Source organism: Aurantimonas manganoxydans SI85-9A1 (genome assembly GCF_000153465.1).
Taxonomy (GTDB): domain Bacteria; phylum Pseudomonadota; class Alphaproteobacteria; order Rhizobiales; family Rhizobiaceae; genus Aurantimonas; species Aurantimonas manganoxydans.
The window spans coordinates 2,972,597-2,987,143 of the sequence record NZ_CH672387.1 but is presented as its reverse complement, the minus strand read 5'-3'; the positions used below and the strand labels follow the sequence as shown (position 1 = coordinate 2,987,143).

Genomic DNA, 14,547 nt, shown 5'->3' with positions numbered 1-14,547 from the left:
CCGGATCGGCCGCGCCACCCCCACGATTCACGTTTTGCAAGGCGGTGCGCGATGACTCTGCACCTCAGCGACCATGACCGCGCGCTGCAGAATGGCGAGGCGGGCGCCGCCGCGGCTTTCGCCATGGAGATCCTGACCGGCTTTGCGCGGTCGGTGGGCGCCGAGGCACTGCTCGACATTGCCGGCGCCCATGTCGATGGCTGCCTCTATCACGGCGCCGTCAGCCTCGATTTCGTCGAGCGGCTGCTGGCCGGGGGCGGCCGCGTCCGTGTCCCGACCACCCTCAATGTCGGCTCGCTCGATCTCATCCATCCCGAACTCGTGCGCCTCGAGGCTGACGAGCGGCGGCCACGGCAACGGCTCATGCAGGCCCACGAGGCGCTTGGCTGCCAGGCCTCCTTCACCTGCGCGCCCTATCAGACCCTGTTCCGGCCGCGCTTCGGCGAGCAGGTGGCCTGGGGCGAATCCAACGCCATCGTCTTCGCCAATTCGGTGATCGGCGCGCGCACCAACCGCTATGGCGACTTCATCGACCTGTGCTGCGCGATCACCGGCCGTGCTCCTGCCTACGGCCTGCATCTGGACGAGCACCGCCGCGGTCAGGTGCTGTTTCGCCTGGAGGGGTTCGCGCCGTCGCTCACGCCCGACGATGCCCTCTATGTGGCCGTCGGGCTGATCATCGGCGCGGCCTCCGGCGAGCAGGGGCCGGTGATCGAGGGCCTGCCGCCGCCGCGCGACGAGGACCAGCTGAAAGCACTCGGTGCCGCCGCCGCCTCCGCCGGTGCGGTCGGCCTGTTTCACGCGGTCGGCATCACGCCGGAGGCTCCGACGCTGGCGGACGCCTTCGGTGGCCACGAACCGGACCGCGTCGTTGCGATTACCCCGGCCTCCGTCGACGCGGTTCTTGCCCGCCTGTCCACCGTGCCGGAGGGCGCGCCGATCGACGCGGTCTGTCTCGGCACTCCGCATTTCTCGCGCGGCGAATGGGACCGGCTGCTGCCGCTCTTGCGCGAAATCCGGCCGGACCGCAGCCTGCCGATCTACGTCAACACCAGCCGCGCGACGCTGGACGAACTGCGCCGCGACGCGGCGCTGGCGGGGCTGGAGGGCACCGGCCTCGTTCCGGTCGTCGACACCTGCACCTATGTCACCGCGATTCTGCGCGACTTGGAGGGGGCGGTGATGACCAATTCCGGCAAATGGGCACATTACGCACCCGGCAATATCGGCGTCTCGGTCGGCTTCGGCTCGCTGGAGGACTGCATCCTCTCGGCCGCGAGCGGCAGCGTCGTGAGGACGCGGACATGACGCGCAAGGGAACGATCGTCGTCGCCGGCCGCGCGGATGGGACGGCGCTGGTTCTTGGCGAGCCGCTCAGCTTCTGGGGCGGGATCGACGTGGAGACCGGCACCATCATCGATCATTCGCACCCTTCGCTCGGTGCCCGCGTCACCGGGCGTATCCTGGTCATGCCCGGTGGTCGCGGCTCGTCGTCCTCCGCCTCCGTCTTCGCCGAATCCATCCGGCGTGGCACCGGGCCGCTTGGCGTGCTTCTGGCGCGCGCCGATCCGATCCTGACCGTCGGCGCGATGGTCGCCGCATCCCTTTACGGCCGGGACTGCCCCATCGTCGTCTGCGACATTGCCGGCATCGGCGACGGCGATGTCGTGGCGATCGACGCCAGCGCCGATGGCGGTGACGGCACCGTGGCGATCCGCCCGGCATGACACGCTTCGCATCAGGCGCATGCCTTGACCGCGGCCGGCCATCCCGACGAAGAAGAGCCGGGGAATCGCAAAGGGGGAGCCTGCAGGCATGAAGATCACCGCCATCGAGACGCTGGGGACCGAGGAATTCGCCAATGTCGTCTGGGTGCGCGTCCACACCGACGCGGGGATCATCGGGCTCGGTGAGACCTTCTACGGCGCCGGCGCGGTCGCGGCCCATATCCATGACACGCTGGCCGGGCGCCTGATCGGCCGCAATCCGCTGCATATCGAGGCGCTGTCGAAGGAGATGGTCAATCTGCCGATGGCGCAATCCTCGACCGGCGTCGAATATCGCGCCGCCTCGGCGATCGACATCGCGCTGTGGGACATCTTCGGCAAGCTCTGCGACCAGCCGGTGCACCAGATGTTGGGCGGCCTGTGCCGCGACCGTCTGCGCATCTACAACACCTGCGCCGGCACCCGCTATGTCAGTTCCACCAACATCCGGCCGGTGTCGAACTGGAATCTCGGCGAGACGTCCGGTCCCTACGAGGACCTCGACGCCTTCATGACCGATGCCGGCGCGCTGGCCGAGGACCTCCTCGACAACGGCATCGACGCCATGAAGATCTGGCCCTTCGACCCGATCGCCAACGAGACCGGCGGCCTCTACCTCAACGCGGAGCAGATGCGGCGCGGGCTCGAACCCTTCGAAAAGATCCGCAAGGCCGTCGGCGACAGGATCGACATCATGGTCGAGTTCCACTCGCTGTGGAACCTGCCGGCCGCCAAGATGATCGCGAAGGAACTCGAGCCCTACAAGCCCATGTGGTTCGAAGACCCGATCCGCATGAACTCGCCGCAGGCGCTCGCCGAATATGCCCGCTCGACCGACGTCTGGGTCTGCGCGTCCGAGACCCTCGGCTCGCGCTGGCCCTACAAGGACATGCTCGACCGCGACGCCCTTTCGGTGGCGATGGTCGATCTGTGCTGGTCCGGCGGCCTCACCGAGGGCCGCAAGATCGCCGCGCTGGCCGAGACCTGGCACCGGCCTTTCGCGCCGCATGACTGCATCGGGCCGGTCGGCTTCGCCGCCGCCGTCCACATGTCATTCAGCCAGCCCAACACGCTGATCCAGGAATCCGTTAGGGCGTTCTACCGCGGCTGGTATACGCAACTCGTGACGGCGGTGCCGAGAATCGAGGGTGGCTACGTCTACCCGATGGAGGGGCCGGGCCTCGGCGTCGAGCTGAAATCCGACGTGTTCGAGCGCAGCGATCTCGTGCGCCGCATCAGTGAAATCTAGAGGGGAAGACATCATGACCGAAACCGCATCCTTCGACCTGACAGGCCGCACGGCGCTGATCACCGGCTCCTCGCGGGGCCTCGGCAAGGCGATGGCGCAGGGGCTGGCCGAGGCCGGAGCGGTCGTGATCCTCAACGGGCGCAATGCCGAGACGGTCGCCGCCGCCGCCAGGGAACTGCGCGACGCCGGCCACACTGTCCACGAGGCGATCTTCGACGTCACCGGCGAAGCCGCCGTGGTCGCCGCCTTCGAGAAGTTCGATGCCGAGGGCCTGGAGATCGACATCGTCATCAACAATGCCGGCATCCAGCATCGCCAGCCGATGCTCGAACTGGCCCTGGCCGACTGGCAGCGGGTGATCGACACCAATCTCACCAGCGCCTTCCTGATCGGCCGCGAGGCGGCCCGCCGCATGGTCCCGCGCGGCCGCGGCAAGATCATCAATATCGGCTCGCTGACCAGCGCGCTCGCCCGTGCGACGGTGATCCCGTATACGGTCGCCAAGGGCGGCATCAAGCTCCTGACCCAGGGCATGGCCGCCGAATGGGCCGCGTCCGGCATCCAGGCCAATGCCATCGGACCCGGCTACATGCTGACCGACATGAACGAGGCGCTGGTCGCCAACAAGGATTTCGACAACTGGGTCAAGAGCCGCACGCCGGCCGGGCGCTGGGGCCAGCCCGAGGAACTCGTCGGCACGGCGATCTTCCTGGCGTCCTCGGCCTCCGACTACGTCAACGGCCAGATCATCTATGTCGACGGCGGCATGCTGTCGGTCCTCTAAGACCGCGAAAGCTGGAGACATCATGAAAGCGATCGTTGCATACGGGCCCCACGATCTGCGCATCGAGGAGCGCCCCGATCCGGGTGCGCCGGGGGCGGGCGAGGTGCGGCTGCGCGTCCAGTCGGGCGGCATCTGCGGTTCCGACCTGCACTACTACCACCACGGCGGCTTCGGCACGATCCGCATCAAGGAGCCGATGATCCTCGGGCACGAAGCCTCGGGCATCGTCGAGGAACTGGGCGCCGGCGTCTCCGGCCTCGCCATCGGCGACCGGGTCGCGATCAATCCGTCGCGGCCCTGCGAGAACTGCGAATACTGCCGCCGGGACATGCGCAATCACTGTCTCGACATGGTGTTCAGCGGCAGCGCCATGCGCTTCCCGCATGTAGAGGGCATGTTCCGCGAAGTGCTGGTGGTGCCGGCGGCACAGGCCGTGCCTGTGGGCGCGGCGACGGATACCGGCCTCGCCGCGCTGGCCGAGCCCTTCGCCGTCTGCCTGCACGCCGCGCGTCAGGCCGGTCCGCTGCTCGGCGCCAGCGTGCTGGTCTCGGGCTGCGGCCCGATCGGCTGCCTCGCGGTGGCCGCGGCCCGCCGCGCCGGGGCGGCGCACATCACCGCCTGCGACGTCGTCGGCGAACCGCTGGAGACTGCCCGCAAGCTCGGCGCCGACACGGTGATCGATCTCGGCAGCGACCGCAGCGGGCTCGACGCGCTGAAGGCGGACAAGGGCCGCATCGACGTGGTGTTCGAATGTTCGGGCAACCCGGCCGCCGTCACCACGGCCGTCGAATGCGTGCGGCCGCGCGGCCGGCTGGTCGCGGTCGGCAATGGCGGCCCGGTCGAGTTCCCGCTCGCCTCGCTGGTCGCCAAGGAGATCGAGATGGTCGGCTCCTTCCGCTTCGACACGGAATTCGCGCTGGCCGCGGATCTCGTCGCCCGCCATCTTGTCGATCTGGCGCCGCTGATCAGCCACCGGATGCCGGCGGGCCGGGCGGTGGAAGCCTTCGATCTGGCCAGTGACCGCAGCCAGGCGATGAAGGTACAGCTCGACCTGACGGACTGGACCGCCGCGACCTGAGCGTCGACAATACCGGAAAGGCACGCCGGCCTTTCCGGCGTCTTACGACAAGAACGGACCGCCGCGCATGCTGCAGAACCCGCCGGCCGAGCCGGGCATGGCCGAGGAGGAGGTCGACACCCCGGCGCTCCTCGTCGACCTCGATGCGCTGGAACACAATCTCGATCGCATGGCGGCCTTCGCAGCCAGCGCCGGCATCCGCCTGCGGCCCCACGCCAAGACCCACAAATCGCCGGTCATCGCCCATTGGCAGGCCCAGCGCGGCGCCGTCGGGCAATGCGTCCAGAAGGTCGGCGAGGCCGAGATCCTCGCCTGGGCGGGCGTTCCCGACATTCTCATCACCAATGAGATCGTCTCTCCGCGCAAGCTGGCGCGCGTCGCGGCGCTGTCGAAGATGACGAACATCGCGCTCTGCGCCGACGACGCGGGCGTGGTCGCCCTCATCGAGGCTGCCGCCGAAGCGGCCAGCTGCCGGCTGACCGTGCTGGTCGAGATCCATGTCGGCGCCAATCGTGCCGGCGTCGGCTCGCCAGCCGCCGCCATCGCCCTGGCCGAGCGCATCGCAAGCAGTCACACACTGATCTTCGGCGGCCTGCAGGCCTATCACGGCGGCGCCCAGCATCTGCGCGACCTCGATGCGCGCCGCGCCGCCATTGCGGCGGTGGCCGATACCGCCCGGGCGGTCGTCGATGGTCTTGCCGCGAAGGGGATCGCCTGCCCGGCGGTGACCGGAGCGGGCACCGGCACCTTCGAGCTGGAGGCGGCAAGCGGCGTCTTCACCGAATTGCAGGCCGGCTCCTACGCCTTCATGGATGCCGATTACGGCCGCAACCGCCCGGCGCCGGACTTTCGCCAGTCGCTGTTCGTCGCGGCGACGGTAATGAGTGCGGCGCGCGAGGGTGTCGCGGTGGTGGATTGCGGCCACAAGGGCATCGCCATCGAAAGCGGGCTGCCGCTGGTCCACGAACGGCCCGGCGTAACCTATGCCGGCGCGTCGGACGAGCACGGCCAACTGGCCTGTGCGGCAGGCACGAAACTGTCGGTGGGCGAGCGCCTGCGGCTGGTGCCGGGGCATTGCGACCCGACGGTCGATCGCTACGACTGGTATGTCGGGGTGCGGGACGGCTGGGTCGAGGCCGTCTGGCCGGTCGCCGCGCGCGGCATGATGGCCTGAGCGGCGACGATCCTCAGACCGCCGTCGCTCAGGAATTTCGGGCTCAGACGTGGTGGATCACGTCCGAGCGGGGTGGCGGGCCCTGCAGGGTGTTGATCAGGAACTGCAGGCCGAGGGCGCCGAAGCCGATCGGCAGCATGCCGTAGGGCAGCCACATCGGCGTGCCGAAGCCGCTCGAGACGCGTTCGCCGTAGGCCCAGGCGTCGTAGGCCATGTGGCCGCCGCGCCAGGTGATGATCGCGCAGAACACGCAGCCGACGATGCCGACGATGGTGGACAGCACGCGCCGCCCGTTGTCGCCCATGCTGTCGGGCAGGAGCGTGATGCCGATATGCTCGCCGCGCCGCTGCACGTCCGCCGCCGTCATGACCGCCAGATAGACGACCAGGAAGGCGTTGATCTCCAGGCTCCACGAGGTCGGTGCCGCGAAGATGTAGCGCATCGTCGCGTCATACGTGATCGTCAGCGCCATGAAGGCGAGCACGACCTGGCCCATGATCTGCAGAAGCCTGGCGAAATGTTCGAACAGCCTGACCGGAACGGCGAGCATGATGGTTCCCCTTACGCGTCTTCGCCGTGCGCCAGCGCGATGGCGCGGCGGCCGACGTCCTCACCGACCTCCTGCACCCAGCTGTCGCGCACGCCGGCGCTGATCTCGTTGAAGCGCTCCACGGCTGCCGCGTCAGGCTCGATTTCCTCGATGCCGAGCTCACGGAAGGCAGGCCAGTACTTCTCTTCGAAATACTCGGTATTGGCGACCTTGGCGCTGTGCGTGTCGAACCATTCGACGCCATCCATGAAGGCGTCGCGCACCGCCTGGTCCATCGCTTCCCAGCGATCGGTCTGGACGAACACGCCGATCGCGAATGCGGTCAGCGGCATGCGGTAGACCTGGCCGACCTGCTCCTGGATGCTGCGGCCGTTGATCGTCGAGATGTTGGCGACCGCCGCATCGACCGTGCCGCGCTGCATGGCGAGATAGAGCTCGGAGGACGGGATGCGCACCGCCGCGCCGCCGAGGTCTTCCATCACCTTGGTCGCCTCAAAGGACACGACACGAATCTTCTTGCCCTTCACGTCGTCGAGGCTGCGGATCGGCGCCGACTCGGTGCTCCAGATATATTCCGGCTCCATGATGCCACCGCCGAGGCTGAGAACGGTGAGGCCGTTCTTCTTCAGCTCGTCCTGGATGAGCTGGAACAGCGGCGAACCGCGCTTCAGCCGGTCGGGGTTCTTGGCCAGATCGCCGACGACGCCCGGCAGCCCCGTGATGCCGAGGATCGGCAGCGACCGGGTGATGTAGGACGTGGTGTGGAACATGAAGTCGATGGTGCCCGACCGCAGCGCCGGCAATTGCTCGTCGGCCGACAGCAGACGTCCGGAATCGTAGAAATCGATGGCGACGGTCTCGCCGGCCTTCTCGTTGATCCGGTCGACCAGGCCCTGCGAGCCATAGGCGAGGTCGGCATAGGACGGCGGCAGGTAGGTGACGCCGGTCAGCTTCTGGGCGGCGGCGGCCTGCCGGGTGGTGCGGAGGCCCAGTGCCGAAGCCAGGGCGACGGCGCCCGTGGTGGTGATGAGCCTGCGTCTGTCGATGGTCATGTCTTTCCTCCCTTGATGAAACTCAACGCATGAGATTGGGCAGCCAGAGGCTGATGGCGGGGAACAGCACGAAGATGATGAGCATCACGAACTGCACCATGACGAAGGGCACCACGCTGCGCACGATCTCCTCGATCTTCAGCATCGGGGCCACCGCCTTGAGCGTGTAGAGGTTGAGGCCCACCGGCGGCGTGACGACGGCAATCTCCAGGTTCATCACCAGGATGATGCCGAACCACAACGGGTCGTAGCCGAGGGTGGTGATCAGCGGCAGCAGGATCGGCGTGGTCACGACGATCAGCGACACAGCATCGACCAGCATGCCGAGGCCGACAAGGGCCAGCATGATCAGGACGAGGATCACCTCCGGCGGCAGATCGGTGCCGATCAAGAGGCCGGTGATCGCGTCGGGCACCCGCACGAGATTGAGATAGTCGCCGAAGATCCGGGCGCAGCCCATGATCAGCAGGATCGCGCCGGAGATGCGGGCGCTCGACCCGAGCACCTCCATCGTGCCACGCAGGCCGACGCTGCGGAAGATCACGGTAGCGATCAGGAAGGCCCCGACGGCACCGAAGGCTGCCGCCTCGCTGGGCGTGGCGACGCCCGTGTAGATCGTGCCGAGTACGACGGCCACGAGCAGGAGCGCGTGCCAGATGCCGCCGATGGCGCGCAGGCGGTCACCCCAGCTGTATTCCACATGGGCCTGGCGCGGCGCTTCCGACGGATTCAGCAGGACCCGGAAGTAGAGATAGACCGACAGCGCCAGGGCCAGGGCGACGCCCGGCACGATGCCCCCGATGAACAGGTCGGCCACCGAGACGCCGGAGACCGCGCCGTAGATGATCAGCGGCACGCTGGGCGGGATCAGCATGGCCAGCGCCCCGGCGCTGACGACGCTGCCGGCGGCGATCGAGCGGCTGTAGCCGCGCGCCAGCATTTCCGGCACGGCGATGGAGCCGACCGCCGCGACGCCGGCGATGGACACGCCGGAGACCGCGCCGAAGACCGCCGAGGCGCCAACGGTGGCGATGGCCAGTCCGCCGCGCAGCCACTGCAGCCAGACGACGGCGGCATGGAAGAGGTTCTTGCCGACGGGCGTCGCCGCAAGGAAATTGCCCATCAGCACGAACAGCGGCAGCGCCAGCAATTCGAAGCTGTTGAGCTGGCCGAACAGCGAGGTTGGGCCAAAGAAGAAGGCCATCGACCCGCGCGCCATGTAGAGGCCGGTGAGGCCGGCGGCGCCCAGCGCGAGGAAGATCGGCGCCCCGATGGCGATCATCGCCAGAAGGATGACGACGACGAGGATGGGTTCGATCATCGCGTGCCCGCCTTGCCGTGCGCGGCGGGCCGCCGCGTGCGCTCTGCACCGGGGGCCGACCGGCGGCCGGCATCAGCCTTAGTCGCGCGCATCCGCAATTCGAGTGGCAATGACGTTCCTCCCACTGGCCGGTTCACGCGGCGCCCGGCTCCCTGCCGCGTCGCGCGTCCGGTCCCGTTCCCTAGATGATTTCGGCAGCTTCCAGCGCGTCGATCCGCGCGTCGTCGTAGTCCAGCCATTCGCGCAGCACGGGCCGGGTGTGTTCACCGAGCTTCGGCCCGGTCCGCTCCACGGCGCCGGGCGAGGCGGAGAGGCGGGGGAAGACGTTCTGCATGGCGGTCGCCCCCAGCGTCTCGTCCTCGACCCGCACGATCGATTCCCGGGCGATGAAGTGCGGGTCCTCCAGCATGTCGTGGGCGCGATAGGTCAGGCCGGCCGGGACGCCGGCCTCGGCCAGGAGCTCGACCAGCGGATGCGCCTCCTGCGTCTGTGTCCATTCGCCGATGATCGCGTCGATCTCCGCCTGGTTGCGGCCGCGCGCCTGGTGATTGGCGAAACGCGCGTCGTCGGCGAGCTCCGGCTGGCCCATCAGGGCCGTCAGCCGGCGAAACAGGCTGTCCTGATTGGCGCCGATGATGATCGTGTCGCCGTCCTTGGTGGGATAGGCGTTGGAGGGAGCGATGCCGGGCAGGAAGCTGCCGGACCGCTCGCGCACATGGCCGCCGCGGTCGTATTCGGTGACGACACTCTCCATCACCGACAGCACCGACTCGTAGATCGAGGCGTCGACCATCTGGCCTTCACCGGTGACATGGCGGTGCTGCAGCGCCAAGAGCGCGCCCTGGAAGCCGCTCTGGCCGGCCAGCGTGTCGCCGATCGACAGGCCGATGCGCACCGGCGGGCGGTCGGGATAGCCGCCGATGTAGCGCATGCCGCCCATCGCTTCGCAGACGGCGGCGAAGCCGGCGCGGTTGCTGTAGGGGCCGGTCTGGCCGAAGCCGGTGATGCGGACCATGATCAGGCGCGGATTGATCGCCTTCAGCGTTTCGTAGTCGAGGCCCCAGGCCTCCATGCGTCCGGCGCGAAAATTCTCGACGATGATGTCGGTCGACGCGACGAGTTCGCGGACCAACTCCTGCGCTTCCGACTTGCGCAGGTCGAGCGTCATCGACTTCTTGTTGCGGGCGATCACCGGCCACCACAGCGGATGGCCTTCGGCATCGGTGCGGCCCCACTGGCGCATCGCGTCGCCGACGCGCGGCGGCTCGATCTTCACGACTTCGGCGCCGAAATCCGCCAGGAGCTGCCCGCAGAAGGGGCCGGCGATGAGCTGGCCCATTTCGAGCACACGGATTCCGTCTAGCGCCTTCATCGATCCTCCCGGGCATGTCCTCCACGGCCTCGTCCCACCGAGCCCGACATCGCTCCCACAGGAGCCACGCGACAATGCTAGCGGGATTGTATCCAATCCGTCAATCCTGCACTGCACACGCCGACGCCCGGTACGGCCGCTGCCTCGCAAGAATGACGGGGTGGCGGGTGGTCATCAGGAGTCCTGGAGCGGGTGCCCGGCCGCCGCATCGGGATCCATCACGGTGAGCAGCGCCGTGCGCGTCGCCAGCATGTGCGAGCGCATGACGGCAGTTGCCCATTCGCCGTCCTGTGCCGACAGGGCATCGATCAGGACGCGATGTTCCGCGAGGCTGCGGGCGATGTCGGGGCTGCGGAAACTGCCATAGGTGTGGACGAGCAAGCCGATCCCCATCAGCCGCAGGGCGGCTTCCTCCAGCGTCTTGTTGCCGCTGGCGGCGGCGATCACCTGGTGGAACTCCTGGTTGAGCCGCGACAGCGGTTCGATCTGCCGGCGGTCTGCGACGATTCGCTCCATCTCGTCGGCGATCCGGCGCAGTGCGGCGAGATCCGCCTCGCTGCGCCGGCTCGCGGCCAGCCCCGCGGCGGTGCCCTCCAGCAGGGCGCGGACGGTATAGATTTCGGCGATCTCGGCCTGCGAGCGCGTTTTTACGAGGGCCCCGATCCGCGGGACCATGTCGACGAAACCGTCGGCCGCCAGCTTGTGCAGTGCGGCCCGGACGGGCGTCCGGCTGACCTGATAGCGGTCGCCCAGCATCTCCTCTGTCAGGCGTGTGCCCGGCGGATGCTGACCGCGGATGATGTCGGCGCGAACATCCTCGTAGACGCGATCGACGGTCCGCTGCTTGGCGTTCTGGTTCCTCTTCCCGGTCATGGCCGGTTCCGATCCTCCCCATGTGAATTTGGATACAATCGAAACCGCTCTGCGAACGCAACCGCAAAGGTATCTGCCGGCGATACAGCCGCATTACCGGACCGGGGGCGGAGAAGACTGCCGGGCGCACGCGGGATATGGAGGACCGACACGGCGTGGCGGGCCGTCGCGATGCGTCTCAGCGGTTCTCGCGCCACCAGATGTATAGACCGCTGGCAACCAAAATCACCGTGCCGAGGATCATCGGTGGCTGCAGCGGGTCGCCGAACAGAACCACGCTGAGAATGCTGGCGACCAGCACCTGCGAATAGAGGAAGGGTGACAGCAGCGAGGCCGGGGCGTGGGAGAAGGCCGTGACGAGGGTGAAATGGCCGATCGATCCGGCAACGCCGCTGAGGACCAGAAGCGCCAGCGTCGCCGGGGCCGGTGTCTCCCAGAAGGGGATGATGACGAGGGTCAGGATGACCGCACCGGCCGCCGTCGTGTTGAACTGGGTCGAGGCGGCATCTTCGGTGCCGGCGAGGCGTCGGGTCATCAACAGGTAGCAGGCGTTGAAGCCCGACGCGGCCAGGGCGAAGCCAAGCGCCGGCTCGATGCCGGCAAAGCCCGGCCGCAGGATCAGCAGCATGCCGCAGAAGCCGGCGATGATGGCGCCGATGCGGTGGATGCCGATGGTTTCCTTCAGCACCATGACCGACAGGATCGTGACGACGATCGGGGTGAAGAACAGGACGGCCGTCGCATCGGCCAGCGGCACGCGGGCAAGGGCGTTGTACATGCAGATCGTGGCCGCCAGCAGCAGCATGCCACGCACCAGCTGCAGATAGGGATGGCGGGCCTTCAGGAAGCGGGTGCCCGTCGTGGCGCCCAGGTAGCTGCCCAGCACCAGCGTCTGGAAGAAATAGCGGCCCCAGATCACCTGCAGCACGGGCAGGAGCGTGGTCAGATGCTTGCCAAGCGAATCCATGCCCGCAAAGACGCTGCCGGCAAGGACCGTCAACAGGATGCCGGTCAGGAGGGAACTGAAGGATTTCACGGGATCGACGCCTTTGCTAAGCGTTGCTTACTGGAAAGCTGCGGCGCTGCAAAGCCGAACAGTTCGGCTTCGAACGCAACTTTCACGAAAACCGGCAGTCGACATTGCGATGTCGTGACACCCGTTCTTGCGGCGGGGCGTTGCCCCGTCACGGCTGCGCTGGACTTCCCCGTCGCACCCTTCTAGGCCACCGGCATCAGGCGGTGATGTCATGCAGACGAATGTATCAGAACGGTCCAGCGCGCAAACGCAGCCGCTGCCCCGCGCCGATGGCCGTGGGCCGGTGCAGTCGTGGCTGCGCCACGCCGTCGCGACGGTCGTTCTGGCGGTGCCGCTGATCGGCGCGCAGCTGGCGCAGATGACCATGAACGTCACCGACACGGTGATGATCGGCTGGCTCGGCGCCACCGAACTGGCGGCCGGCGTCCTGGCCACCCAGACCTTCTTCATCGTCTTCATCTTCGGGGCCGGCTTCGCGCAGGCCGTGCTGCCGCTGGCGGCCGGCGCCGAGGGCCGCGGCGACGTGCGCGACGTGCGCCGCTCGATCCGCATGGGCCTGTGGGTGCTGATGCTCTACAGCGCGCTCGTCATGCTGCCGCTCTGGTACACCGAGGCGATCCTGGTGGCGCTGGGCCAGGACCCGGAAATCTCGGCCCTCGCGGGGGCCTATATGCGCGTCGCCCTATGGTCGATGTTTCCGGCGCTGCTGGTCCTGGGGCTGCGCTCCTACCTGACCGTCGTCAATCGCGCCTATCTCGTCCTGGCGGTGATCCTCGTGGGCGCCGTGGTTAATGCCGGGCTGAACTACCTCCTGATCTTCGGCCATTTCGGTGCGCCGGCGCTCGGCATCGTCGGGGCGGCGGTGGCGACGCTCGGCAGCAATCTCCTGATGACCGGCTTGCTGGTCGCCTATACGGCGCTGGCGCCGAGTCTGCGCCGCTACGAACTCTACGCCCGCTTCTGGCGGCCGGACTGGCCGGACTTCTTCGAGGTGCTGCGGCTCGGCTGGCCGATCGGCGCGACGATCATCGCCGAGGTCGGGCTGTTCGTGGCCTCCTCGATCATGATGGGCTGGCTTGGCACCATTCCGCTGGCCGCCCACGGCATCGCGCTGCAGATCGCCTCCATCGCCTTCATGGTGCCCCTCGGCCTGTCGAGTGCCGCGACGGTGCGGGTCGGGCTCGCCTTCGGGCGCGGCGACCGCCGCGATCTCGACCGCGCGTCGGCGGTGGCGCTGGGCATCGGCACGCTGATTTCGATCGGCGGTGCATGCCTGTTCTGGTTCTGGCCGCAGGAGCTGATCGGCCTCTATCTCGATCGGGGCAACGCCAACGCCGAGGCGGTGTTGGCCTATGGCGTGCCGCTGCTGGTGGTCGCCGCGCTCTTCCAGATCGCCGATGCGCTGCAGGTCGTGGCCGCCGGTATCCTGCGCGGCGTGAAGGATACCGGCACGCCGATGCTGATCGCGCTGTTCAGCTATTGGCTGGTCGGCATGCCGGTGGCCTATGTCCTCGCCTTCATGGTGGGGTGGGGCGGCGTCGGCCTGTGGTGGGGGTTGGCCTTCGGCCTGTCTACCGCGGCATTGCTGCTCAACGCCCGCTTCCTGCTGCGCGAGCGCTACGGCCTGCTCGACGCCTGACCGGACGCGTCAAGGGCGGCTCAGTCGCCGTTCTGCCGCCGCAGCAAGGTGGATGAGACGGTTGAGCGCGGCCCGTGCAGGAACACCCAGGCCGGCGGCTGGCGCAGCGGCAGGGCCCTCGCCGCCGTCTCCGGCAGTCGGAAGCGCGCCAGCACCTGCGGCGTGATCGCCGAGAGGACGGAGAGGGTCGAGCCGGGCCGGTCGACCACGGCGATCGGCAGGCTGGTCGCGATCTCCCGCCAGTCCTGCCAGCGGTGGAAGCTGGCGAGGCTGTCGGCGCCCATGATCCAGACGAAATGCACGCCCGGATGGCGCCGCCGCAGCAAGGCGACCGTATCGGCCGAATAGCGGATGCGATGGCGCGCCTCGAAGGCGGTGGGCACCGAATGGCGACCCGGCGCCAGCGCCCGGACCGCGGCGAGACGCTCGCCGATCGGCCGCAGCTTGCCGTGATCCTTCAGCGGATTGCCCGGCGTCACCATCCACCAGACCCGGTCGAGGCCGAGCCGCCGGCGGGCCGTCTCGGCGACCAGCAGATGGCCTTCATGCGGCGGGTTGAACGAGCCGCCGAACAGGCCGATCCGCATGCCGGGCTGCGCCGGTGGCATGGCCAGCGCCGCCGCATCGACGCCCTTGAGGGCGTCGGCGGCGGT

The 14,547-nt window shown here is 68.3% G+C and carries 14 protein-coding genes; 7 read left to right on the top strand and 7 right to left on the bottom strand.

All coding sequences use genetic code 11. The features are described from left to right. Positions 1 to 51: 51 nt before the first annotated feature. From SI859A1_RS14130 to SI859A1_RS14105, 6 genes are all read left to right on the top strand, one after another. Complete coding sequence (locus tag SI859A1_RS14130; RefSeq protein WP_009210405.1) at positions 52 to 1,308, top strand: aconitase X; 1,257 nt, start codon at positions 52 to 54, stop codon at positions 1,306 to 1,308. Then, entirely contained in the window at positions 1,305 to 1,727 is a 423-nt protein-coding gene (locus SI859A1_RS14125; RefSeq protein WP_009210404.1) for an aconitase X swivel domain-containing protein, read from the top strand. Before SI859A1_RS14130 ends, SI859A1_RS14125 begins: the two co-directional genes overlap by 4 nt. Positions 1,728 to 1,815: 88 nt before the next feature. Then, positions 1,816 to 3,015: a mandelate racemase/muconate lactonizing enzyme family protein gene (locus SI859A1_RS14120; protein WP_009210403.1), complete on the top strand. Its 1,200-nt coding sequence runs from the start codon at positions 1,816 to 1,818 to the stop codon at positions 3,013 to 3,015. A 13-nt stretch (positions 3,016 to 3,028) separates the two neighbouring features. After that, positions 3,029 to 3,799: an SDR family oxidoreductase gene (locus SI859A1_RS14115; protein WP_009210402.1), complete on the top strand. Its 771-nt coding sequence runs from the start codon at positions 3,029 to 3,031 to the stop codon at positions 3,797 to 3,799. A gap of 22 nt (positions 3,800 to 3,821) precedes the next feature. Beyond that, complete coding sequence (locus SI859A1_RS14110) at positions 3,822 to 4,877, top strand: L-idonate 5-dehydrogenase (protein ID WP_009210401.1); 1,056 nt, start codon at positions 3,822 to 3,824, stop codon at positions 4,875 to 4,877. A 67-nt stretch (positions 4,878 to 4,944) separates the two neighbouring features. Beyond that, positions 4,945 to 6,051, top strand: a complete 1,107-nt coding sequence (locus tag SI859A1_RS14105) for a DSD1 family PLP-dependent enzyme (RefSeq protein WP_009210400.1) — start codon at positions 4,945 to 4,947, stop codon at positions 6,049 to 6,051. A 43-nt stretch (positions 6,052 to 6,094) separates the two neighbouring features. On the opposite strand, the gene SI859A1_RS14100 is transcribed toward SI859A1_RS14105, so the two are convergent. The 6 genes from SI859A1_RS14100 to SI859A1_RS14075 all read right to left on the bottom strand — a co-directional run bounded on the left by SI859A1_RS14100 (position 6,095) and on the right by SI859A1_RS14075 (position 12,255). After that, the gene (locus tag SI859A1_RS14100; protein WP_009210399.1) at positions 6,095 to 6,601 is read right to left on the bottom strand and encodes a TRAP transporter small permease; all 507 of its coding nucleotides are present in this window, start codon (positions 6,599 to 6,601) and stop codon (positions 6,095 to 6,097) included. An 11-nt stretch (positions 6,602 to 6,612) separates the two neighbouring features. Next, positions 6,613 to 7,653, bottom strand: a complete 1,041-nt coding sequence (locus SI859A1_RS14095; RefSeq protein ID WP_009210398.1) for a TRAP transporter substrate-binding protein — start codon at positions 7,651 to 7,653, stop codon at positions 6,613 to 6,615. Between the two features lie 22 nt (positions 7,654 to 7,675). Then, positions 7,676 to 8,974: a TRAP transporter large permease gene (locus tag SI859A1_RS14090; protein WP_009210397.1), complete on the bottom strand. Its 1,299-nt coding sequence runs from the start codon at positions 8,972 to 8,974 to the stop codon at positions 7,676 to 7,678. 181 nt (positions 8,975 to 9,155) lie between these two features. Continuing rightward, complete coding sequence (locus SI859A1_RS14085; protein ID WP_040325842.1) at positions 9,156 to 10,346, bottom strand: CaiB/BaiF CoA transferase family protein; 1,191 nt, start codon at positions 10,344 to 10,346, stop codon at positions 9,156 to 9,158. Between the two features lie 174 nt (positions 10,347 to 10,520). Continuing rightward, on the bottom strand, positions 10,521 to 11,219 hold the full coding sequence (locus tag SI859A1_RS14080; RefSeq protein ID WP_009210395.1) for a GntR family transcriptional regulator: 699 nt from the start codon (positions 11,217 to 11,219) through the stop codon (positions 10,521 to 10,523). Positions 11,220 to 11,397: 178 nt separating this feature from the next. Then, complete coding sequence (locus SI859A1_RS14075) at positions 11,398 to 12,255, bottom strand: DMT family transporter (RefSeq protein WP_009210394.1); 858 nt, start codon at positions 12,253 to 12,255, stop codon at positions 11,398 to 11,400. 211 nt (positions 12,256 to 12,466) lie between these two features. On the opposite strand from SI859A1_RS14075, the gene SI859A1_RS14070 reads away from it, so the two are divergent. Continuing rightward, positions 12,467 to 13,894 carry an MATE family efflux transporter gene (locus tag SI859A1_RS14070; RefSeq protein WP_009210393.1) on the top strand — a complete coding sequence of 476 codons (1,428 nt, stop codon included), beginning with the start codon at positions 12,467 to 12,469 and terminating at the stop codon, positions 13,892 to 13,894. A 20-nt stretch (positions 13,895 to 13,914) separates the two neighbouring features. Here the strand turns inward: SI859A1_RS14070 and SI859A1_RS14065 are convergent, their stop codons facing one another. Next, positions 13,915 to 14,502, bottom strand: coding sequence for a nicotinate-nucleotide adenylyltransferase (locus SI859A1_RS14065; protein ID WP_009210392.1), 588 nt, complete (start codon positions 14,500 to 14,502; stop codon positions 13,915 to 13,917). Positions 14,503 to 14,547 lie beyond the last annotated feature (45 nt).